This window comes from Streptomyces sp. TRM49041 (assembly GCF_008271805.1).
In the GTDB taxonomy this organism is placed as follows: domain Bacteria; phylum Actinomycetota; class Actinomycetes; order Streptomycetales; family Streptomycetaceae; genus Streptomyces.
The window spans coordinates 24,132-45,622 of record NZ_VSRY01000164.1 but is presented as its reverse complement, the minus strand read 5'-3'; the positions used below and the strand labels follow the sequence as shown (position 1 = coordinate 45,622).

The following is a 21,491-nucleotide window of genomic DNA, read 5'->3' as shown; positions in this document are numbered from 1 at the left end:
GGGGGGGCCGCCGGAGGAGCTGTTGCGGAAGGACTGGGCGCCCTCTCCAAAGCCGGGATCGCCACGGCTGTGACCGTGTCGGCGACCGCCGCGCTCCTGTGGGCCCTGTCGGGTTTCCCCGAGCCCGCGCCGAAGCAGGACGCGCGGCCCCCGGCGGCGCAGCCCGTCGTGCCGCTGCCGACGCTCGTACCTCCCACGTCGTCACCGGCGCCCGAGCCGCCGCCCGCCCCGCAGGCAGCTCCCGCCCCGAAGCCGACGCCGACGCCGACGCCGACGCCGACTCACACCCTGGCGCCCACCTCCACGCCGGTGCGGTCCGCGCAGCCGACGCCCGGTCGTCCGACGGGCACGCCCGGTCCGACGGAGGCGCCACCGCGCCCCACGCCCTCCCTCACACCGACGCCCACACCACCGCCCGCGCCAGCCGCCGAGTACCGGGTCAGCCGACTGAAGTACAACGTGTTCGGCGACCACACCGGCCCGGAGCTGCGGCTCGGCGGTTCCAGTTGGCTGTGGCAGCGGTACGGGATGTCCATCGGCGGCAGGACGTACGCGCACGGCATCACCGTGCACCCCAGGTCGTCGGTGACCATCGACCTCAACCGCGAGTGCTCCACCTACGCGGCCTTCGTCGGAGTCGACGACATGTCGAGGAGGCTCGGGTCGGTCCGGTTCTCCGTGTACGGGGACGGGGTGCGGCTCTGGCGTTCGCCCGTCGTCGCCGGCGGCGAACCGGCGGTGCCCGTACGCGTCGACATCGCGGGCCGTAAGTCGATCCGGCTCGTCGCGGAGCCCGCCGGACGGTTCGGCGCGGTGACGTCGGCCGACTGGGCGGAGGCCCGCATCAGTTGCTCGGGCAAGTGACCGAGCCGGAGCCGAGCGTCGGCTGCGGCCACGTCATGCTGGTACCGGCGGACGACCAACCGTCACAGGACCATGAGCAGCAGGGGGAACGCGTGGAGCGCGACGAGCCGACCGCGACGGGTACGGCGACTGAGTCGAGTGAGGGGGGTGAGGCGGGTGAGGCGTACAGCGCCGTTGTGAGAGTCGCCGAGGACGTTCTCTTCGGGGGTATCCGCGTCTCGCTGGACACCGTCGGCGGGGCGGTGACCGTCCACGGCGATGCCGTCCCGGGGATCGCCGTCCGGCGGGCCGACGGCGTAGACCGGGTCGACGCGCACATTCCCGTCGGTACGCGCGACGGCGCGCTGCTCTCGCTCACCGTCGACGGCGCCGACGTGCCGATCAGGCCCGGGAAGGGGCGGTTGACGCGGGGGTCGTTCCGGGTGGACGTCCCGTACGACGGGATCGTGTACCGGCTCGTACCCGACTCCATGGCGGAGAGCCGGCTGCTCCGCGGCAGGCAGCGGATCGGGGGCTTCTCGTCGGACGGGGACGGTGTCGTCCTGGCCCGGTGGGAGGAGGGCGTCAGAGTGCGGGCGGTGGAGGCGGCGCTCGGGTACGCGCTCGCCGCGGCGTTCGGGACCGGGGCGCAGCCGATGTGGCTGCTCATGGCCGATGCCCTCGGTGACCTGATACCGGGCTGACGCAGAGGGTCGTACCGGGCAGGCGCGGACGGGCGTACCGGGCCCGACCGGTCGGTCTACGAGCGGAGCGTCGGGCGGAGCGGTACGCCCGCGGCGACGGCGCGGCGCCGTGGGGCGGCCGTGCCGGACCAGCAGGTGCCGCGGCGGGCCAGGAGGCGGCGTAGCCACAGTTCGGTGGAGACAAGGTCGGCGAGGCCGTCGAGGGCGACGGGTTCGCCGTCGGCGGCGGCGCGCAGGGCGGTGCGGACGACGCGGGCCTCGATCAGTCCGGCGTCGGCGAGGAGCGGCGCATCGAAGAGGGTGAGCAGCTGCGGGAGGGCGACGCGGAGGCCGGCGCGTACGGCGGTCGGCGAGGGAGCCGGGGTGGGGGTGCCCCAGCCGGGGGGCAGGTCGTGGATGCCGGTGCCGGCGAGGACGGCGCGCAGGATGTCGGCGCGGGCGCCGGGACGGACGCGGAGTGACTCCGGGAGGTCGCGGCAGGCGCGTACGACCTGGTTGTCGAAGAAGGGGGCGTGGAGGCGCTGGCTGCGGATTTCGGCGGCCTGGTCGAGGACGCGGTGGTCGGCGGCGTGCCGGGCGAGGGCGGCGCGGGCGCGGGCCTCGCCGGGGCGCTGGACGGAGGTGGGGCGGGTGGCCGCCGAGTGAAGGCGGACCGAGACCTCCGCGAGTGCCTCGCCGGTGAGCCAGCGTGCGGCGGGGCCGGGCCGGGACCAGGCGAGGGCGGCGAGGGAGGCGTCGAGGGGGCCGCCGGGGTCGCTGATGACGGCGAGGGCGCGGTTGGCGTCGAGGAGGCGGCCCGCGGCGGCTTCGAGCCCGGCGCGGTAGGGGGTGCGGGCGAGTCGGCGGGCGGCCCGGTAGACGGTGAGCGGGACGAGGAGGGAGCCGGCGGAGGGGCCGGTGGCGCGGGCGAGGGCGGTGACGGGGCGCAGCAGATGGCGGCGTCTGCGGTCCATGAGGAGGTCGGCGAGGCGGGCCGGGTGGGCGTCGAGGACTTGGCGGGCGCCGTATCCGGTGAGGTGGTCGGCGCTGCCCGCGGCGAGGCGGCGGCGGTGGCGGGCGGCGGTGACGAGGGCGGGGCCCGGTTCGTCGGTGAGGGGGCCTTCGAGGTCGGTGTACGGAAGGGCCTCGTCGGCCGCGGCGACGACGACGTGGTGGAGGCGGGGGTTCTCGGCGAGGGCGCGGGCGCGTTCGAGTTCGGCGGTGTGGCCGGGTTCGCGGGTGGCCGTGGTGAGGTCGTTGAAGGTGACGGCGAGGAGGCGTTCGCCGGCGCCGGTGCCGCCGTGGCCGGTGATGGTGCCGGGTACGCCGGGGAGTCCTGCGGCGAGGAGGGCGAGGGTGCTTGAGGCGCTGCCGCCGGAGAGGTCGGCGCCGATGCCGGGGGCGGGTGCGTCGCCGCGGGCGGCGCGACGGTCGGCGGGGCCCATGCCGGGTACGGGGCCGGGGTCGGGCGGGAGGGTGACGGGGGCGTGGCGTGGGGCGGTGAGGCGGGCGCGTACGGCTTCGACGAGGGCGTCGCGGACGCCTTCGACGGCGCGTTCGGGTTCGAGTTGGGGAGCCGCGACGGCGAGGGAGGCGACCGGTTCGTAGCCGGTGATCTCGCGGGAGCCTTCGCGGAGGACGAGGGCGTGGCCGGGCGGGACGCGTTTGACGCCTGCGTAGGGAGTGGAGTCGCGGAGCGCTTCGGGGGTTTCGGGGCAGGCGAGGAGGGCGGCGAGGTGGCCGATGTCGAGCTGGGCCTCGATGAGGTCGGCGAGGGGGAGGGCGGCGGTGGCGTAGGCGGTGCCGTTTGCCCAGGGGGTGTGGAAGACGGGGCGGGCGCCCGCGAGGTCGGCGGCGACGGTGATGCGGCGGCCGGTCTGGACGACGGCGGTGTAGCTGCCGGGCCAGGCGGTGAGGTGGCGCAGGGCGCCGCCGCGTGCGGCGAACAGGCCGACCTTGAGTTGCTCGTCGGTGGCGGCGCAGCAGCCGAGGACGGCGAGGCGGATGTCGGGGGCGACGGTGACGACGCGGATCTCGTCGGGGCGCCAGTCGCCGACGGCCCAGAGGGGGTCGGGGTCGCCCCAGAGGAGTTGCCCGCCGACGGGTTGCATGGTGGGGCCGTCGTCGGCGTCGCTGACGGCTCCTACCGTGCCGAAGCTCGCGGCGATACTGCTCCATCCCACCAGCCAGCGCATCGCCGCCTCCACAGCCTGTGGACATCGTCAGCCACTCGCGGCTCGCTCGGCGCGTGCCGCCAGGGCGGCGCGTGCGTCGAGGGTGCCGATGGAGACATGCTGCCACGACAAGGGGCGCACAGGAGGTCCTCAGGGCGGCGCGCACGTAAACGGGAACGCGCCCCTGGCATTTGGCGATGTGGTGACGGCGTGGTTGTGGTGCCGGTCAACTCCCTCCGCGGGGACTCGGATCAGGCAGTTCCGTTCTGAATCCGGGTGGTTCGACCGGTCGAACGATGGGCATCATTCAGCCATTCTCCGCGCCCACCAGACCGTACGTTTATCAACAACTTTGGTCTCAACTGTTGTTCTCACGCGCGATCCGAGGGGCGCTGCTCGCCCCCCGGACCGGTCCGTCGCCCGCGGGGAATGAGGCGACGGTGTCCCCCAGCCCACTGGTTTCCGCCCAGCGGGCCGACCCACGCAGCACCATGGAAGCGCTCCCCCCACAAGACCGGCCAGAGCGCACGGGCGGGCGCACGGCCACACACCGGGAGCACGGCGACGGGGAGTCGGGCGCACGCCGACGTCCCGTACGCACAACAATCCCGCCATAGGGAACACCGCCTCTTAACGGTAGGGATGCGGCGAACTACGCTGGGTTTACGAATGCCGCGCGCCTATGCCTGGCAGTGCGGCGGCCGTCTGGGTGTCGAGGGGTGGCGCATGTCCAGGGAGCTACGCGGACCGAACGAGAAGCTCGGCACCGTCCTCGCCCTCGCCGGGATCAGCAATGCCGGACTGGCCCGGCGCGTCAACGACCTCGGGGCACAACGCGGTTTGACCCTGCGGTACGACAAGACGTCGGTGGCCAGGTGGGTGTCCAAGGGCATGATTCCGCAGGGCGCCGCGCCGCACCTCATCGCCGCCGCGATCGGGCAGAAGCTCGGCCGACCCGTGCCCCTGCACGAGATCGGCCTCGCGGACGCCGACCCGGCGCCGGAGGTCGGGCTTGCGTTCCCGCGCGACGTGGGCGAGGCCGTCAAGTCGGCGACGGAGCTGTACCGGCTCGACCTGGCGGGCCGCCGTGCGGGCGGGGGCGGCATCTGGCAGTCCCTGGCCGGGTCGTTCGCGGTGAGCGCGTACGCGACTCCCGCGTCGCGCTGGCTGATCACGCCGGCCGACCCGTCCGTGGAGCGGCGTGTCACGCGCGCGGAGACGGCGGACGGCGCTGCGACGGGCACGGGCACGGGTCCAGGACAGGGGCCTGGGCCGGGCGGATCGGGACCGGGCGGCGCGGGCGCCGACACCGGGGCCGGGGCCGCCGCGGTCGGTAAAGCGGCGGGAGGCCCGCCCGGAGCCGCGGCGAACGGAGCGGGAGCCCCCGCGGGGAGCACGGCCGCAACCACGGGAGCCGTCGTCACCACACCCGTCGCGACGGTCGACGAGCCCCCTCCGGAGGGGCACGCGCGCGTGGGGCACAGCGACGTGGCCAAGCTTCGGGAGGCCGCCGAGGACGCCCGGCGCTGGGACTCCAAGTACGGCGGCGGGGACTGGCGTTCCTCGATGGTCCCGGAGTGCCTGCGCGTGGATGCCGCGCCCCTGCTGCTCGGCTCGTACTCGGACGAGGTCGGCCGCGCCCTGTTCGGGGCGACCGCCGAGCTGACCCGGCTGGCCGGCTGGATGGCCTTCGACACCGGCCAGCAGGAGGCGGCCCAGCGGTACTACATCCAGGCGCTCCGGCTCGCGCGCGCGGCGGCCGACGTGCCGCTGGGCGGGTACGTACTGGCGTCGATGTCACTGCAGGCCACGTACAGAGGCTTCGCCGACGAGGGTGTGGACCTGGCGCAGGCGGCGCTGGAGCGGAACCGCGGGCTGGCCACGGCGCGCACGATGTCGTTCTTCCGGCTCGTGGAGGCGCGGGCCCACGCCAAGGCGGGCGACGCGGCGGCGGCCGGGGCTGCCCTGAAGGCCGCCGAGGGGTGGCTGGAGCGGTCGCGGGACGGCGACGCCGACCCGTCCTGGCTGGGCTTCTACTCGTACGACCGGTTCGCCGCCGACGCCGCCGAGTGCTACCGGGACCTGAAGGCGCCCCGGCAGGTACGCCGCTTCACGGAGCAGGCGCTGTCGCGGCCGACGGAGGAGTTCGTACGCTCGCACGGTCTACGACTGGTGGTGAGCGCCGTGGCCGAACTGGAGTCGGGGAACCTCGACGCGGCCTGCGCGGCGGGCACACGCGCGGTGGAGGTCGCCGGGCGGATCTCGTCGGCCCGTACGACCGAGTACGTACGGGATCTGCTGCACCGCCTGGAGCCGTACGGCGACGAGCCGCGCGTCGCGGAGCTGCGCGAGCGGGCCCGGCCGCTGCTGATGGCCCCGGCCTAGCGGGCGGGGCCCACCGGGCGGGGCCTAGCGGGCGGGGCCCACCGGGCGGACCCACAGCGGAACGCACCGGACGGCCCGGGACACATCGGCCTGCCTCGGAACACCCCCGTCCACCTGGCGTGATCCATCTCCCACCGCCTCCCTCGCCTGGTTTAACGGCGTTGTCAGCGGGCCAGTGCACTATCGGGGTGGGAGGTGGCACAGGTGTCCGGGTTCGGCGACGGCATGTTCGACTGCGACATCCTGGTGATCGGCGGAGGGATCATCGGGCTGTCGACGGCGTACGCGCTCTCCCGGGCAGCGCCCGGGACCCGGGTGACCGTCCTGGAGAAGGAGCCCGGACCGGCCCGGCATCAGACGGGCCGCAACAGCGGCGTGATCCACAGCGGCATCTACTACCGGCCCGGCTCGCTCAAGGCCCGGTACGCGGTGCGGGGCGCGGCCGAGATGGTCAAGTTCTGCGCCGAGTACGGGCTGCCCCACGAGGTCACCGGCAAGCTGATCGTCGCCACCGACCGGGCCGAGCTGCCCCGGCTGCACGCCCTCGTCCAGCGCGGCCGGGAGAACGGCATCCCGGTGCACGAGCTCGGCCCCGCGCAGATCAGCGCGTACGAGCCACAGGTGCGGGGGCAGGCCGCCATCCACGTCGGCACGACCGGGATCTGCGACTACGGGGCGGTGGCCGCGCAGCTCGCCGAGTCGTCCGGCGCCGACGTGCGGTACGGGGCGCGGGTCACCGCCGTCGACCGGCGCCCCTGGGGCGTGGCGGTCCGCACGGCGGACCGCGCGGTGGTGCGCGCGCGGGTGCTGGTGAACTGCGCGGGGCTGCACTGCGACGCGGTGGCCCGGCTCGCGGGCGACGAGCCGGGCATGCGGATCGTGCCGTTCCGGGGCGAGTACTACGAGCTGGCCAGGCCCGAGCTGGTGCGGGGGCTGGTCTATCCGGTGCCGGACCCGGCGTTCCCGTTCCTGGGCGTGCACCTCACGCGCGGCGTCGACGGGGGCATGCACGTCGGGCCTAACGCGGTGCCCGCACTGGCCCGCGAGGGCTACCGCTGGCCGGTCGTACGGCCCGGGGAGCTGGCCGGGACGCTGGCGTGGCCCGGCTCGTGGACGATCGCCCGGCGGCACTGGCGGTACGGGGCGGGCGAGCTGCGCAGGTCGCTGTCGAAGCGGGCGTTCACGGACGCGGTGCGGCGGCTGCTGCCGGCCGTGGAGACCGAGGACCTGCGGCCCGCACCGGCGGGGGTGCGGGCGCAGGCGGTGCTGCGGGACGGGACGCTCGTCGACGACTTCCTGATCCGGGAGGCGCCGCGTACGGTCCACGTGCTGAACGCGCCCTCACCGGCGGCCACGGCGTCCCTGCCGATCGGGCGGGAGGTGGCGCGGCGGGCCCTGGCGCACCTGGACGGATAGGGGTTCCGGGAAGGGTTCGTAGAATCGACAGCACTGTGTCCGAGAAGACCGCGTTGAGCACGCCCCCCACGTACCCCGCCCGCACCGAGCCCGAGGCTCCTGCCGCGCCCGAGGCTCCTGCCGCGCCGGAAGCGCCGGCGGTGGCTCCCGTACCCGAGGCGCCCCAGGCTCCCGGCGGGGAGTCCGGCATGCCCGCCGCGCGGCGCGGCAGCCGGATGTTCCCCGACGGGACCGGCCCGTCGCCCGACCCGGCCGGGTCGCACTTCGAGCGGCGCATCCGCAGCTTCCAGCCCCGCCGCAGCCGGGTCACCGCCGGTCAGGCCGACGCCCTGCGCCGCCTGTGGCCCTCCTGGGGCCTGGACATCGACGGGCAGCGTGTCCTGGACCTGGACGAGATGTTCGGTGGGCTGCCGGTCGTCCTGGAGATCGGCTTCGGCATGGGCGAGGCCACCGCGCGCATGGCCGCCGACGACCCGTCGACCGGCATCCTCGCCGTGGACGTCCACACCCCGGGCCAGGGCAACCTGCTGGGCCTCGCCGAGCGGGCCGGGCTGACGAACGTACGGGTCGCGAACGGCGACGCGATCATCCTGCTGCGCGAGATGCTGCCGCCCGCCGCGCTCGACGGCGTACGCGTGTACTTCCCCGACCCGTGGCCCAAGAAGCGGCACCACAAGAGGCGGCTGATCCAGCCGGAGTTCCTGAGCCTGCTCGCGACCCGCATGAAGCCGGGCGCGGTCCTGCACTGCGCGACGGACTGGGAGCCGTACGCGGAGCAGATGCTGGAGGTGCTGACCGCACACCCGGACTTCGGGAACACGGTGCCCGGCGGCGGGTACGCGCCCCGGCCGGAGTTCCGGCCGCTCACCCGGTTCGAGGGGCAGGGCCTGGACAAGGGCCACGTCGTCCATGACCTGCTGTTCGCCCGCGGGTAGCCGCGGGCAGCATCCGCGCCGCCGGTGCTGACCGCCGAGTACGGAACGCCGAGTACGGAACGCCGGTGCCGGCCGGCGTAACAGCCCTGCCGCAACCGTCCACAACACGGTCGCGGACTGTCACTGCCGCCGTCTAGGGTCGGTCGGGTGTCTGATTCGCACGCGCACCGCTTCGAGCCGCGGACCCCTCCGCCGGCCGGCCCCGCCCAGCCGGCCATTCCGGCGTACCATCCGCAGCCGTCGTTCGACGCCGTGCCCGAGCGGGCCCGCTGGCGGTACAAGCCGCGGCACGTCTGGCGCAGCAAGGCGGTGCGGGCCTCGGCGGTGAGCCTGGTGCTGGCGATCTGCGCCCTGGTCATCCTCGCTCTCGTGCGGGAGCAGACGGGCACGGCGGGCTTCCTGGTCGGTCTGGGGCTGGCCCTGCTGCCCGTGCCGCTGCTGATGGCGGCGTTCCGCTGGCTGGACCGGGTGGAGCCGGGCCCTTGGAAGAACCTGCTGTTCGCGTTCGCCTGGGGCGCGTTCGCGGCGGCGCTCGTCGCGATCGTCGCCAACACGTTCGCGACGCGCTGGATCGCCACCGCGACCGCCGACCCGACGTCGGCGGACACGCTCGGCGCGACGGTCATCGCCCCAGTCGTGGAGGAGAGCGCGAAGGCCGCGGCGATCCTGCTGATCTTCCTCTTCCGAAGACGTGACTTCACGGGTCTGGTCGACGGTGTGGTGATCGCCGGATTCACCGCGACCGGCTTCGCGTTCACCGAGAACATCCTCTATCTGGGCAGCGCCTTCGGCGAGGACCAGGAGTTCGGGACGTCCGGCATCGAGTCGGTCACGGCGGCGACGTTCTTCGTACGGGTCGTGATGTCGCCGTTCGCGCACCCGCTGTTCACGGTGCTCACCGGCATCGGTTTCGGCCTCGCCGCGGTCACGGCCCGCCGCCGGAAGGTGTCGCGGGTGGTGCTGCCGCTGCTGGGCCTGGTCCTGGCGATGGGTGTGCACGCGCTGTGGAACGGTTCGACGACGTTCGGGCCGTGGGGGTTCATCGCCGTGTACGGGGCCTTCATGCTGCCCGCGCTGGCGCTGCTGACGTGGCTGGCGATATGGACGCGGCAGCGCGAGCTGCGCACGATATCCGGTGAGCTCCCGGCGTACGCGGCGGCCGGCTGGCTCACGTCCGACGAGCCGCTCGCGCTGTCGTCGATGCGGGCTCGGAGCCTGGCCCGCGACTACGCGGCGCGCGCCTTCGGCCCGGCGGCGGCACGGTCGGTGGGCGAGTACGAGGCGTTCGCGACGACGCTGGCGTTCCTGCGGCACCGGGCGCGGCGCGGCGCGGCGGACCCGGACTTCATGGCACGGGAGCAGGAGCTGCTGCACCACATGTGGCAGCGGAAGGAGATAGCCGGTCCGGCGCTGACGTTCGCGGCCCGCGCGACGGGCCGCGTGTGGACACCGCCGCCGCACCGGGACTACGCCGGCTACAACCCTTACCGGTACTGAAGGAGCCGTACGGGGGGGGCGCTGCGCGGGGGGGGCGCCGCGGGGGGCCGTACGAGGGGGGAAGGACGGCCGGGGACGCCGGCCCGGCGAGGGACGCCGGTGCGGCGGAGCCGGCGGAGCCGGTTCCTGCCTGGCCGGTTCCGGCGGGTCGGCACGCGGACGTCACCGCGCGCGAAAGACCGGCAGCCCTGGCGTCGGGGGGTGTGCCGCCGGGGCTGCCGGGGTCGGATGAACCGGTGCCGGGGAGGTCCCGGCGTCAGACGGTGAGGCCCTTGCCGCGCAGCCAGGCCAGCGGGTCGATGCCGCCGCCGTCGGCCGTGTGCACCTCGAGGTGCAGGTGGGGCCCGGTGACGTTGCCGGTGGCGCCGACGCGGCCGATGGTGTCGCCGGTGCCGACGGTCTGCCCGGCGCTGACGGTCATGGACGAGAGGTGGCAGTACCAGATCTCGGTGCCGTCCTCGAGCTCCAGGACGATGCGGTAGCCGTACGACCCGGACCAGCCGGCCGACTTGATGGTGCCGCCGTGGACGGCGTTGACCGGGGTGCCGGTGGGCGCGGCGAGGTCGAGGCCCGTGTGGTAGCCGGAGGACCACATGGAGCCGGCCTGACCGTAGGTCGAGGTGATCGTGTACGAGGAGGTCGGCAGGGCGTAGCTCGCGGCGAGCTTGGCCAGGCGCTCGGCCTCGGCCTTGGCCGCGGCCTCCGCCTCGGCGCGCTTGCGCTCCTCCTCGGCGGCCTTGGCGTCGGCGGCCGCCTTCTCGGCGGCGGCCTGCTGGGCGGCCGCGTCCGCGGCGGCCTTCTCGGCGGCGGCCTTCTCGGCGGCCGCCTGGGCCTCGGCCTCGGCGGATGCCTGCTGCTGCTCGACCTGCTGGAGGATGCGGGTGCGCAGGGCCTCGCCCGCGTCGGCCTCGGTGTCCGCGCTCTGCGCGCCGGCGCCGTCGTCCGTGGTGGCCAGGGACAGCGCGGCGGTGAGCGGGCCGGGGTTGTTGGAGCCGGCGCCGTCCTGCTCCGAATCGGCGCCCGCCTCGTCGGCGTCGTCGGATACCAGGCTGCCGACGCCGGGGAGGGAGGAGACGTCCGGAAGGTCGACGTCCGGGAGCGATATGGCGATCCGCGGCTTGTCCTGGGCCGTGGCCATGCCGCCCGCGCCGACGGCGGCGATGACGCCGACACCGAGGACGGTGGAGCTGCGGGCGAGCCCGCCGCGCTGCTTGACGACACGGTGCCGGCCGCGCACGGGGCGGACGGACTCCTCGGTGGGGTTCCACTCAGCGGTGGCCGCGGGCGCTGCGGCGTCGTCAAGTCCCGAAGCAGTGAGGTGGCCGAGCGTTTCGTACGGGCCGAAGGGGGCTTCGGGGGCAGGCCTGTTGGACGCCACGGGGGCGCTCTCCTTTCCTTCCTTCACCGCCTACCGGGTTAGCTGACGGGTTCGGAGCAGGAAGGTCTCCTACGGGCCGGATAAAGGCCCGATTCACCCCAAATGCGGTGGTTCCCCGGTTCCCTTGCGGGATTCGGCGCATGCGCACGGTGCCGCCTCTGCGACGACTGATACGACCGCGCTGCGTTATCGAACGTTAATAGACACCGGGGCGGTATTCCAAGCTGTTCTCTTGATTCATCGCCCAACCAGGTGCAGACCAAGTGCGCCATAGCCGGACATTCATTGACTAATTGACGCCACATCAGCGCCCCACTCCCTGCTCACAGTTTCTGACTGTATGTCAAATGTTATGCGGAGGGCTCTCCTGCGCTCACACAGCGTGGTCGGTGGCCGAGGAAGCGGACGGCCGGCTGACCGCCAGCAGCGCCATGTCGTCGGTCGCCCCGCCACCCGTGTGCCGCCGCACGTCGTCGACCAGGGCGTCCAGCAGAGCGCCGGGGCCGGGGAAGCTCCGCCCGGCCAGCCACGCGGCCGGGTCGTAGAAGGTCCCGTGCGCGTCACGCGCCTCGGTGAGCCCGTCCGTGTAGAACAGCAGCGTCGCCCCGGCCGGGTACGGCACCTCGTACGCTCGGTCCGGCCACGTCCCCAGCTCGCCCATGCCGATCGGCAGTGCGGGCTCGGGCGGCTCCAGCGCCCCGACGCCCCCGTCGGCGTCCAGCACGAGCGGCTCGGGATGCCCACGGTTCACCACCCGTACCGTCCCGTTGCCGCGCGGGATCTCGGCGAGGACCGCCGTCGTGAAGCCCTCTACCGCGTCCAGCCCGTCCCGCCGCGTGCCCTCCCGCGCCAGCGCCCGCTCCAGCCGTTGCACGACCGCCTCCAGCGAGCTCTCCTGCTCGGCCGCCTCCCGGAACGCACCCAGCACGATCGCCGCCGCCTCCACCGCGCCCATGCCCTTGCCGCGCACGTCCCCGACGATCAGGCGGACGCCGTGCGGGGTGTCCTGCACGGCGAACAGGTCGCCGCCGATGAACGCGTCGGCCTGCGCCGCCTCGTAACGCGCCGCCACCAGCAGCCCGCCGACCCGTTCGGCGGGCACCGGCAGCACCGCCCGCTGCGCGGTCTCCGCGATCACCCGGGCCGACGCCAGCCGCTCACCGCTACGCCGTACGAGCCGGTTGATCAGCAGTGCGAGCCCGCCGACGGTGACCACCGTGAACAGTTCGGTCATGGCCGAGACGGTGCCGAGCGGCGTCTCGACGAGATGCGGGGCGATCACCGCGAGGACCGCGAAGACCCCCAGGACGAAGGTGGCGCGGAACGTGTAGAGGGGCGCGGCGATGAGCGGCGCGGCGACGAAGAACGGTACGGCGGTGAACGGCGGCGGCGTCGCCAGGTCGTACGCGACACCGCCGACGAGCAGCAGTGCGGGCAGGCCCCGCACGACCCGGCGGGCGACGCCGCCGTGCTCGGCACCGCCCCGGGCACCGCCGTCGTCGTCGCCGTACTCAGCTCGCTGCCCCACCGTCCCAGGCTGCCGGGAGCGGCGCGGCCCGGCGACCCGTCTCGGCCGACCGGGCGAAGCGGGCGCGCACACGACGAAGGCCCGGTGCTCAGCGCACCGGGCCTTCGTCTTCAGTAGCGGGGACAGGATTTGAACCTGCGACCTCTGGGTTATGAGCCCAGCGAGCTACCGAGCTGCTCCACCCCGCGTCGGTGAACACAACCTTACGCCATCCAAGCGAAGATCATTTACATATCCGCCCCGCACGCACGCCGAGACCCGTCCACGGCCGGTCCGCAGCCGGTCCGCGGAAGACCCCCGCCCCGCAGAACACCAGGTCAGGGCGGTGTGGCGGCGGTGGCGACATCCGCACCGAATTGTTTCCCGACCGCGCACGATCCACGTCGTACGGGTCACCTCGACCTCCCGGAACCCCGCCGCGGTCAGCGGGCGGCGCGGTGCGCGCGGCGAGCGGACAGCCGGTAGCCGGTAGCCGGTAGCCGACAACAGGAGAACCGCACCGCCTCCCGGCGGAACGGGCACGACCGCGGCCACGGCCGCGGCGAGAAAAGAGCGTTGCTCCTCTGCTTTCCCGCCTTTTGACGCACACTGGCTGTGGGGCGGACTTCAATCACTGTCGCCTCGCTCCTTCCGCTGAACGTCGCACGAAAAGCATCATCAAGTGACTTATGGCACGGCGACCAGGGGGGACAGGGGGATGATGCTCAAGCAGGGTGAAGCACGGTCGTTCGGGGAGCGACTGCGCTCGTTCAGGGGCCGCGCGGGGCTGACCCAACGGCAGCTGGCGGAGAAGTCCGGGGTGAGCGTGCGCGTCCTGCGCGACCTGGAGAACGGCCGGGTACGACGACCTCAGACCCGGACCGTACGGCGTCTGGCCGACCTTCTGGGGCTCGATGTCGACGAGGCCCGTGAGTTAGCGGTGCCGCAGCGGAAGCCGGCCGCCCGTCCATTTGACGCGAGGCTCCACATCGGCGTTCTCGGCACGTTGTCCGTCGAGTACGGCGGGGTCGGCAGGGAGGTCCGCGCTCCCAAGGTGCGGCGGCTGCTGGCGCTGCTGGCGCTGCACCACCCGGAGCCGGCCGGCCTCGGTGAGATCACTCGTACGCTGTGGCCGGAGGAGCCGCCCCGGTCGTACCAGAACCTGATCCACACATACGTCAGCCAGGTCCGCAGGCTCCTGCAGCCCCCCGGCTCCGGGCAGGGGGCCGCGACCGCCTCCTCGCACCTGGCACGCACCCACACCGGATACATGCTGTCCATCGACCGCGACCAACTCGACCTGACCCGCTTCCAGGACCTGTCCGCCAGGGCACGGCAGGCACACTACGCCGGGGACACGGCGGCCGCGCACGAGTTGGCCGGGCTCGCGTGCCGTTGCTGGCGTGGCCCGCTCCTCGCCGACGTACCCCTGCTGACGCAGCATCCGGCGGCCACGGCCGCCGCCAGGCAGCGCGTCGAGAGCCTGCTGCTCTACGCGGATCTCGCCATGCGGCTGCGGCAGCCCGAGCAGGTGGTCCAGGCGCTGCACACCGCCACCGGGGAGGAGCCGCTGCACGAGGGGCTTCAGGCGCGGCTCATGCTGGCGCTGGCGAGCTGCGGCGAGCAGTCGCGGGCGCTGAAGGTGTTCGCGGAGGTGACCCGCAGACTCGACCGGGAGCTGGGCATCCAACCGGGTGAGGAGTTGCGCCGCGCCCATCTGCGGGTCCTGCACCAGGAGCTGCCCTGGCCCAGGCAGGGGCAGTCGACGCGGCCCAAGGCGGCCGGCCCTCAGGCGATCCCCGTGGAGCGGCCCGCCTTCATGGAGCGGGCAGGCACCACGGGGCGGGCCGCCACCACGGAGCAGGCCGCCCTCGTGGAGCCGTCGGCCAGGGTCGTGCCGTCGCCCGCGGCCAGACCGTCGCAGATGCCGGCCGAACCCACGGACTACGTGGGCCGCACCGCGGAGCTGGAGCGGTTGGACCGACTGCTCCTGGCCCCCGGCGAGCGCGGAGGCCAGGTCCCCGCCGCGCTGATCACGGGTCTTCCCGGCGTGGGCAAGACGGCGCTGGCCCTGCACTGGGCACACCGGGTGCGGGGCCGCTTCCCGGACGGGCAGCTGTATGTGGATCTGCACGGCCACGCCCTCCGGCGCCCGCTCCGCGCCTGGGAGGCCCTCGCCTCCTTCCTGCGCGCTCTCGGCGTCCCGCACGGCCAGATACCGGACAACCCGGACGAGGCCGCGAACCTGTACCGCACCCGGCTGTCCGGCAGACGCGTCCTGATCGTGCTCGACAACGCGCGCGAGGAGAGCCAGATACGTCCGCTGCTTCCCGGGGACTCCGGATGCGCCGTGCTCATCACCAGCCGCAACACCCTGTCCGGGCTGGTCGCCAGGGAAGGGGTACTGCGGGTCGGCCTCGACGTGCTCGGCCAGGACGAGGCGCTCGCCCTGCTCGCCCGGTTGCTGGGGCAGCGCCGGATCGAGGCCGAGCCGCTCGCCGCCATGGCGCTGGGCAGGCACTGCGGAGGGCTGCCGCTGGCGATCCGGATCGTCGCGGCGCGTCTCGCGGAGTATCCCCGTATCAGCGTCACCCAGTACTGCGTGGAGCTCCAGGGCACGGGCCTCTTCCGGGAACCGCGGGCCGACGGCGACGACCTGTTCGCCTCGGTCCAGGCGTCCTTCGCGCTCTCCTATGCGGCGTTGCCGGGTCCCACACGCCGCTACTTCCGCCTTCTCGGAAGGATGGAGGGAAGGAACATCAGCGCGTACACCGTGGCGGACCTGGCGGGGACGGCGCCGCCGGAAGCGATGCGCGAGCTGCGTCGCCTGGTCGACGCGAGTCTGCTCCTGGAGTCCGCGCCCGGGCGGTTCACCGTTCCCGACCCCCTGCTCCGCTACGCGGCGGCGCTGGCGAAGGACGACGACACGGAACATCTCCAGACGATCGGAGGCGGGCAGAGCTGCGGCGGAGGAGCAGAGGTCATCCGCCGAGGGCCAGGCGGAACGCGAACACTCCGAAGACGGCGGCCGTGAGCCCATGGGTGATACGGGTCATCCGCGCGGAGTGCATATACCGGGCGAGTCGGTGCACCAGCCTCATCCAGATCAGGAGCCAGAGCAGTCCCATGGCCAGATAGCAGGCGGCCAGGGCCGCGACCCCCGCCGCGGGGTCCACTCCAGGGGGCACGAACTGGGGGAGGAAGGCCATCAGGAACATGCCGACCTTCGGGTTGGAGCCGGTGCACAACAGCCCCTGTACGAACGCCGACCGCACCGGGGACCGGGCCCCGGCCCGCACCGCGGCCCGCACCCCGGCCGGTTCTCCGCCCCGCACCCCGGCCGGTTCCCCGCCCCGCTCCCCCGCCGCTTCCGCCGACGACGCCGTGCCGCCTCCGTCTCCTCCGTCCGCGGTGGCCGGCCGCAGGGCCGCCCGCAGTGCGAGACAGGCCCAAACGAACAGGACGGCCGCGCCGGCCCAGCGGAACGCCGTGAAGAGGCCCGGCCGGGCGGCGAGGAGCGCGGCCAGCCCGGCCGCGCCCAGTGCGGCCTGGCCCGCCCCCGCCAGGATCATCCCGACCGCCCCGGCGGCGGCCACCCGCAGGGAGTGGTTCAGCACCAGGCGGGTGATCAGCGCCAGATCGGGACCCGGCGCCATGATCACCACCAGGGAGCTGGTCAGGAACGCGAATACGCTGATCGCTACCCCCCGATGACCAGTCGCCGTTCCCACGCGCGGATGGCCTCGTAGTCCCGCCGGAGCTGGTCCCCGTCGGGATGGGCGAGGATCGCGAACCCGAAGTTGAGGCTGTCGACCAGGTCCTTGGTGACCGGCACATGGTCGCCGTCGGACAGGTTCTGGACCGAGAAGTGGTGGCTGGGAAGGGCGCGTATCCCGTCGAGGACCGCCGTGTCGCGGACCGTCCCGGAGCGGCGGGCGATGTGGAAGACGCACATCTGGTGGGTGAGCAGCTCATAGCTCTGCGGCAGTTCACCGCCGGTCAGCCAGCGCACCGTCCGGTCGATCTGGCTGTCGCCGGTGGCGTTGCGGTTGAAGCGGGGCTGGCCGCCGCCGTGGGGGCGGGCGCCCAGCTCGATGAGCAGGGGCCCGTCCGGCGTGCCCATCACCTCGACATGGGCCGAGCCGAAGCGGACGCCCACGGCGTCCAGGACACCGAAGACGTACTCCGTCAGGCCGGGGAGCGCCGGGGCGTCCGGGGGCAGCCACCGCATCGTGTCGTACACGGCCATGTGGGGGCCGTTGTCGACCTTGCCGTAGGCGCACACATCGACCAGGGAGTGCTTCCCGTCGTGGCTGAAAGTGTCCACCACGTACTCGGTCCCCGTGACGAACTTCTGTACGACGAGCCGGTCGTCGACCTCGCCGAACTGGTTGACCCGGCCGATCTGGCGGTGGAAGACCGCCCGCCAGTCCTCGCCGCCCGGAAGCTTGACCACGCCGTCCGTGCTGGCGCTCTTCGGCGGCTTGATGACCAGGTCCGCCCCGGTGAGGCCCTCCCGCTCCAGCCAGGCCGCCACGTCCTCGGCGTCGGCCGTGCAGATCTGCGGGATGACCGGCAGGCCGGCCGCCGCCACCGCGTCCACCATGTCGCTCTTGTCCCGTCGGGCGCCGGCCAGTTCCGGCACGTTGCACCGCTCGGGCACCACGCGCGGCGCGAGCCGCTCGGCGAGCTCCACACCGGACTCGCAGCCGGCGATGACGCACCGCGGCGACAGTTCCCGCAACCGCCGGACGACGGCGTCGAGATCCCCGTCGTACACGACGATGTCGGGGAAGTCCTCCGGCCGGTAGGAGGAGGCGTACGCGTCCGGGGGCCGGGGGCCGGTGACCACCGCCACGACGGGGACGCCGTGCCGCGCCAGCGCGTCCGCGAAGAGCGCGCCCGAGGAGTAGGGGTCGACGATGACGCAGGGGCCCCGCCCCCCGGCCTCGCCGGGGTCAGCGCTCGTCATGGACGGCTCCCTTCCCGGCCAGGCCGGCCACGGCCGCGCAGTAGCGTTCGAAGAACTCCCCGGCCGACTCGCTGACCCGGCGGGCGCGCACCGGGGCGTGCACCATGCCGTCCTCCGCCGCGTACTCCACCGGCGTGCCGTTCTCCCGCAGCCGGGCGGCGTACTTCTCGGCGTCGACGCGCAGGGAGTCCATCTCGCAGCCGACGACGTAGGCGGGCGGCAGGCCGTGGAACTCGCCGCGCAGCAGCGGCGAGACATACGGGTCCTCGGCCTGTTCGGGCCGCGGGCAGTAGCAGGCCGTGTAGAACTCCATCTCGCCGCCGGAGAGCAGGGGCGCGTCCTCTCCGCCGTGCCGCCAGCGGGTGAAGTCCAGCACGGGACTGATCACCGCCTGGCCGCGCGGCCTCGGGCCGCCCCGGTCACGCGCCATCATCGACAGGACGACGGCCATGTTCGCCCCGGAGCTCTCGCCGCAGAGCACCGCGGCCTCCGGGTCGAGGCCGTCGAGGCCGAGTGCGGGCAGGTTCGCGAGGGTGCCGCACAGGCCCGCGTAGCAGTCCTCCAGGGGGCCGGGGAACGGGTTCTCCGGTGCCATGCCGAAGTCCAGGGCGACCGCCACCAGGCCCGTTCGGTCGGCCAGTTCGGCGACCAGGCTGTGGTGGCTGTGGAGCGAACCGATGACGAAGCCGCCGCCGCGTATGTAGAACAGCACGGCGTCGCCGCGGCGTTCGGCGGGTTCGTAGATCCTGATCCGGGCTGTGCGCCCCTCGTGGGTGACGGTCTCGTCCCGGTGGCGGACCCCCTCGGGCACGGGGATCGGGAGCACCTCGGTCAGCGAGTCGTACAGGACGCGCTGCTCTTCGACGGGGTAGGTGTAGAAGTCCGGCGGCAGGGCGCTGTTCACCGTGTCCACGAACTTCTCGATGCCATCTGCGTAGGCCATGCGCTGCTTCGCTCGCTTCCGGATCGGTGCGGGATGAGGGTCAGGGGGTGTCAGCGGCAGCCGTCCTGGACTGCGGAGCGACCGCGCCCGCCGGGTCCGGGGCGGCCTGTTGTCGGTCGGCCGGCTCGGTGCCGGCCTGCTGTGGGTCAGCCGGGTCGGGGGCCGCCGGTGCCTCCGCCTCCGCGTCGGGCCGCCGCTCGGTCATGCCGAACACCGTGGCGATCACGGCCACCACGGTCAGCACCCCGCACAGCCACCACACCGACGCCGACGACGCCTGCCAGGCCGCGACCCCGATCACGGGGCCGACCGCGTACCCGATCTGCATGGGGAACGCGGCGGCCGCGATGTAACGGCCCCGCAGGTGCGCGGGGGCGACTCGGCCGGGCCAGGCGGAGGCTGTCGGGGTGCCGATCATCTCGCCGACCGTCCACACCACCGTCGCGACGACGAACATGGCCATGCCCGGTCCGGCGACGTAAAGGTTCATGCCGACGCCCACCAGGCCGATGCCGAGCGCCACCGCGACCCGGCCCGAGAGATGCTGCACGTACTTGGTGAACAGCAGCTCCAGGCAGATGACCATGAGGGCGTTCAGCGACAGCAGGCTGGAGTAGAAGGTCTCGCCGTGCCCGTCGGCCTTGAGCTGGAGCGGCAACGCGGACGTGTGCTGGATGTAGACGACGGCGTTGAGGAACAGCGCCAGCAGGAACAGCATGTAGCGCATATCGCGCACCACGACGAGGTACGACCGGCCCGCGCCGTCCTCCTCCGGCCCGGCGGTGCCTCTCGACCCGCCGTAGCGCACCAGGACCAGGGCGAACAGGGCGAACCCCACCGAGGTCACCGCGTCGACGTAGAACATCAGGTCGTACGAGTAGGTGATCAGCAGGGCGCCCAGCAGCGGGCCCGCCGTCGTACCGAGGTTGAACGCCATGCGGTACACGGCGAACACCATCACATGATGTTCCTCCGGGGTGCACTCCACCAGCAGGGCCGAGGAGGCGGGGCGGTATGCCTGCGCCACCATGCCGATGACCGCGGACACCACGATGACCAGGGGCAGACTGCTGAGATAGACCAGGCTGAGCGTGAGCAGACCGGCGAGTGCCATGGAGCCGACGATGGTCCACGCGTAGCCGACCCGGTCGGAGACCGAGCCGCCCAGCAGCACACCGATCACCGAGCCCACGCCGTAGGCGCCGAGCGCGAAGGCGGCGGCGGAGACGCTGAACCCCTTGTCGGTGAGGTACAGCACCAGATAGATCTGCAGGAAGTTGCCCAGCCGGTTGATGAGCATGCCGATCAGCACGAGCCAGATCGGGCCGGGAATGCCCCGGAGGGTCTGGCTGATCGACGGCCGGCCGGCCTTCGGGCCCTCCGGGGAGGTCTGTTCGGTGGTGCTCACGCGGTCGGCACCTCCGCCGGGCGGCCCACGAGTTCGACGATCTCCGGGGCGCGGCGGAGGGCGGTACGGGCCAGGTCGCCGGAGTCGGACAGGGCGATGACCCGGGCGTAGCGGGAGATGTAGCCGCGGGGCGGCAGGCGCAGCACCGCGCCGGAGCCGGCCATCGCGGTGGCGCTGTGGATCTCCGGCGTCAACCGGTCCTCGTGCACGGTGACGGACTCGATCTCGATGTCCCGCTCCGGGTAGAGGAATGTGATCGCCGCGGCCTTGCGGTGGCGCACCGTGGTGTCCGGGCGGCGCCCCGCCGCGGCGTCGGCGGCCGCCATGGCGACGTCGACGCCCGTGGCCAGCTCCCCGAGGTAGGGGATCATGTCGCCGCCCAGCCGGGCGTTGACCTCCATCAGGCGCGGGCCGTTCGCCGTGAGCCGGAACTCGGTGTGGCTGACGCCCGTGTGGAACCCCAGCGCGGCATGACTCGCGCGGAGCGCCTCGATGAGCTCCGGGTCGGACAGCAGCGGGTCCGCTCCGTCGACCTCGTGGCCGGTCTCCTCGAAGAAGGGGGCCAGCCCCACCTTTTTGCGGGCCACGACGAGCGGGACGCACTCCCCCTCGAAGAAGACGGCGTCGACGCTGATCTCGGGGCCGTCGGCGTACTCCTCCACGAGCACCGACACGTCGAACACGGGGACGCCCGGGTAGGAGGCGCCGGCGGCGGCCCGGTAGGCGCTCTCCACCTCGTCGGGGCCGTCGGCCCTGCGTACGCCCATCCCGCCGGCGAGCCCGCGCGGCTTGAGGACGACCGGGAAGCCCAGCTTCTCCGCCGCGGCCCGCGCCTCCCGCAGGGAGCGCACCCCGATGGAGGCCGGCTGGGGAACCCGGGCCTTCTCCAGCGCGATCCGCGTGGCGTTCTTGTCCCGGCAGGCGGCGACGGCCTCGGGGGAGTTGCCCGGCAGCCCGAGCGCCCGCGCGACGTGGGCGGCCGGGGTGACGAGGCCCTCGTCGTAGCAGAAGACGCCGGTCACCTCGTGCTCGGCGGCCACGCGCCGGGCGGCGTCGATCAGCGGTTCCGGGCGCGTGTTGTCGACGACGGTGTTCCCGACGACATACGGCTCTTCCCAGGTCACAGGGGCGGGCTGGAGAAGCCAGAGCGCGTAGCGCCGGCTCACCGTCCGAAGTATGAACTCCCTGCTGACCCGGCCGCTGCTGCCGATCAGCAGCAGCAGCGGCTTCTCACCGTCCCACGGCATGTTGCGCTCTCCTCGCATGTCGTAGCTCGTCTCTTCGGTGCACACGTCGTCAGCCTGTAGAACACCGGCACGGCTCCGGCCGTTGCACTCCTCGCCGTGCCTC

The 21,491-nt window shown here is 73.4% G+C and carries 15 protein-coding genes, 1 tRNA gene and 1 riboswitch; of the genes, 7 read left to right on the top strand and 9 right to left on the bottom strand.

From position 1 onward, the window contains the following. Together FVS66_RS28010 and FVS66_RS28005 are read left to right on the top strand one after the other, a co-directional pair. The coding region (locus FVS66_RS28010; protein ID WP_187645724.1) for an NPCBM/NEW2 domain-containing protein at positions 1-864 on the top strand (864 nt) is incomplete at its 5' end. Further along, positions 861-1,547 (top strand): hypothetical protein, encoded by a 687-nt coding sequence (locus FVS66_RS28005; protein WP_262387254.1) that lies wholly within the window; start codon positions 861-863, stop codon positions 1,545-1,547. The genes FVS66_RS28010 and FVS66_RS28005, both read left to right, overlap by 4 nt. Positions 1,548-1,603: 56 nt before the next feature. Here FVS66_RS28005 and FVS66_RS28000 read toward each other — a convergent pair whose 3' ends face one another. After that, the gene (locus tag FVS66_RS28000; protein ID WP_149184020.1) at positions 1,604-3,721 is read right to left on the bottom strand and encodes an asparagine synthase-related protein; all 2,118 of its coding nucleotides are present in this window, start codon (positions 3,719-3,721) and stop codon (positions 1,604-1,606) included. A 705-nt stretch (positions 3,722-4,426) separates the two neighbouring features. Here FVS66_RS28000 and FVS66_RS27995 point away from each other — a divergent pair. The 4 genes from FVS66_RS27995 to FVS66_RS27980 all read left to right on the top strand — a co-directional run bounded on the left by FVS66_RS27995 (position 4,427) and on the right by FVS66_RS27980 (position 9,933). Further along, entirely contained in the window at positions 4,427-6,085 is a 1,659-nt protein-coding gene (locus FVS66_RS27995; protein ID WP_149184023.1) for a sporulation protein, read from the top strand. 225 nt (positions 6,086-6,310) lie between these two features. Beyond that, positions 6,311-7,501 (top strand): L-2-hydroxyglutarate oxidase, encoded by a 1,191-nt coding sequence (gene lhgO / locus FVS66_RS27990; protein ID WP_149184022.1) that lies wholly within the window; start codon positions 6,311-6,313, stop codon positions 7,499-7,501. A gap of 188 nt (positions 7,502-7,689) precedes the next feature. After that, complete coding sequence (gene trmB, locus FVS66_RS27985; RefSeq protein ID WP_262387257.1) at positions 7,690-8,436, top strand: tRNA (guanosine(46)-N7)-methyltransferase TrmB; 747 nt, start codon at positions 7,690-7,692, stop codon at positions 8,434-8,436. 147 nt (positions 8,437-8,583) lie between these two features. Continuing rightward, on the top strand, positions 8,584-9,933 hold the full coding sequence (locus FVS66_RS27980; protein ID WP_149184018.1) for a PrsW family intramembrane metalloprotease: 1,350 nt from the start codon (positions 8,584-8,586) through the stop codon (positions 9,931-9,933). Between the two features lie 256 nt (positions 9,934-10,189). Here the strand turns inward: FVS66_RS27980 and FVS66_RS27975 are convergent, their stop codons facing one another. From FVS66_RS27975 to FVS66_RS27965, 3 genes are all read right to left on the bottom strand, one after another. Beyond that, complete coding sequence (locus tag FVS66_RS27975; protein WP_149184017.1) at positions 10,190-11,311, bottom strand: M23 family metallopeptidase; 1,122 nt, start codon at positions 11,309-11,311, stop codon at positions 10,190-10,192. Positions 11,312-11,323: 12 nt separating this feature from the next. Further along, a riboswitch (cyclic di-AMP (ydaO/yuaA leader) is annotated at positions 11,324-11,460 on the bottom strand. A gap of 224 nt (positions 11,461-11,684) precedes the next feature. Then, entirely contained in the window at positions 11,685-12,839 is a 1,155-nt protein-coding gene (locus FVS66_RS27970; RefSeq protein ID WP_149184016.1) for a PP2C family protein-serine/threonine phosphatase, read from the bottom strand. Between the two features lie 114 nt (positions 12,840-12,953). Next, a tRNA-Met gene (locus tag FVS66_RS27965) sits at positions 12,954-13,027 on the bottom strand. A 509-nt stretch (positions 13,028-13,536) separates the two neighbouring features. On the opposite strand from FVS66_RS27965, the gene FVS66_RS27960 reads away from it, so the two are divergent. After that, positions 13,537-15,852, top strand: coding sequence for a BTAD domain-containing putative transcriptional regulator (locus tag FVS66_RS27960; RefSeq protein ID WP_149184015.1), 2,316 nt, complete (start codon positions 13,537-13,539; stop codon positions 15,850-15,852). On the opposite strand, the gene FVS66_RS27955 is transcribed toward FVS66_RS27960, so the two are convergent. The 5 genes from FVS66_RS27955 to FVS66_RS27935 are packed head-to-tail and all read right to left on the bottom strand — an operon-like array spanning position 15,800 to position 21,433. Then, the gene (locus FVS66_RS27955; RefSeq protein ID WP_149184014.1) at positions 15,800-16,474 is read right to left on the bottom strand and encodes a LysE family transporter; all 675 of its coding nucleotides are present in this window, start codon (positions 16,472-16,474) and stop codon (positions 15,800-15,802) included. The two genes, FVS66_RS27960 and FVS66_RS27955, sit on opposite strands and share 53 nt — an antisense overlap. Positions 16,475-16,518: 44 nt before the next feature. Next, the gene (locus tag FVS66_RS27950; protein ID WP_149184013.1) at positions 16,519-17,790 is read right to left on the bottom strand and encodes an ATP-grasp domain-containing protein; all 1,272 of its coding nucleotides are present in this window, start codon (positions 17,788-17,790) and stop codon (positions 16,519-16,521) included. Next, positions 17,777-18,733, bottom strand: coding sequence for an alpha/beta hydrolase (locus FVS66_RS27945; RefSeq protein WP_149184012.1), 957 nt, complete (start codon positions 18,731-18,733; stop codon positions 17,777-17,779). Before FVS66_RS27945 ends, FVS66_RS27950 begins: the two co-directional genes overlap by 14 nt. A 40-nt stretch (positions 18,734-18,773) precedes the next feature. Next, the gene (locus FVS66_RS27940) at positions 18,774-20,141 is read right to left on the bottom strand and encodes an MFS transporter (protein ID WP_149184011.1); all 1,368 of its coding nucleotides are present in this window, start codon (positions 20,139-20,141) and stop codon (positions 18,774-18,776) included. Then, a complete protein-coding gene (locus FVS66_RS27935) occupies positions 20,138-21,433 on the bottom strand; it encodes an ATP-grasp domain-containing protein (RefSeq protein ID WP_149184010.1) in 1,296 nt (431 codons plus the stop codon). Before FVS66_RS27935 ends, FVS66_RS27940 begins: the two co-directional genes overlap by 4 nt. Between the last annotated feature and the right edge of the window lie 58 nt (positions 21,434-21,491).

What these genes read in the sequence shown, in the direction of transcription:
- FVS66_RS27955 (WP_149184014.1), bottom strand. Translation starts at nt 16,474, where the DNA reads ATGGCGCCGGGTCCCGATCTGGCGCTGATCACCCGCCTGGTGCTGAAC.
- FVS66_RS27950 (WP_149184013.1), bottom strand. Translation starts at nt 17,790, where the DNA reads ATGACGAGCGCTGACCCCGGCGAGGCCGGGGGGCGGGGCCCCTGCGTC.
- trmB (WP_262387257.1), top strand. Translation starts at nt 7,690, where the DNA reads ATGCCCGCCGCGCGGCGCGGCAGCCGGATGTTCCCCGACGGGACCGGC.
- FVS66_RS28000 (WP_149184020.1), bottom strand. Translation starts at nt 3,721, where the DNA reads ATGCGCTGGCTGGTGGGATGGAGCAGTATCGCCGCGAGCTTCGGCACG.
- FVS66_RS27945 (WP_149184012.1), bottom strand. Translation starts at nt 18,733, where the DNA reads ATGGCCTACGCAGATGGCATCGAGAAGTTCGTGGACACGGTGAACAGC.
- FVS66_RS27995 (WP_149184023.1), top strand. Translation starts at nt 4,427, where the DNA reads ATGTCCAGGGAGCTACGCGGACCGAACGAGAAGCTCGGCACCGTCCTC.
- FVS66_RS27960 (WP_149184015.1), top strand. Translation starts at nt 13,537, where the DNA reads ATGATGCTCAAGCAGGGTGAAGCACGGTCGTTCGGGGAGCGACTGCGC.
- lhgO (WP_149184022.1), top strand. Translation starts at nt 6,311, where the DNA reads ATGTTCGACTGCGACATCCTGGTGATCGGCGGAGGGATCATCGGGCTG.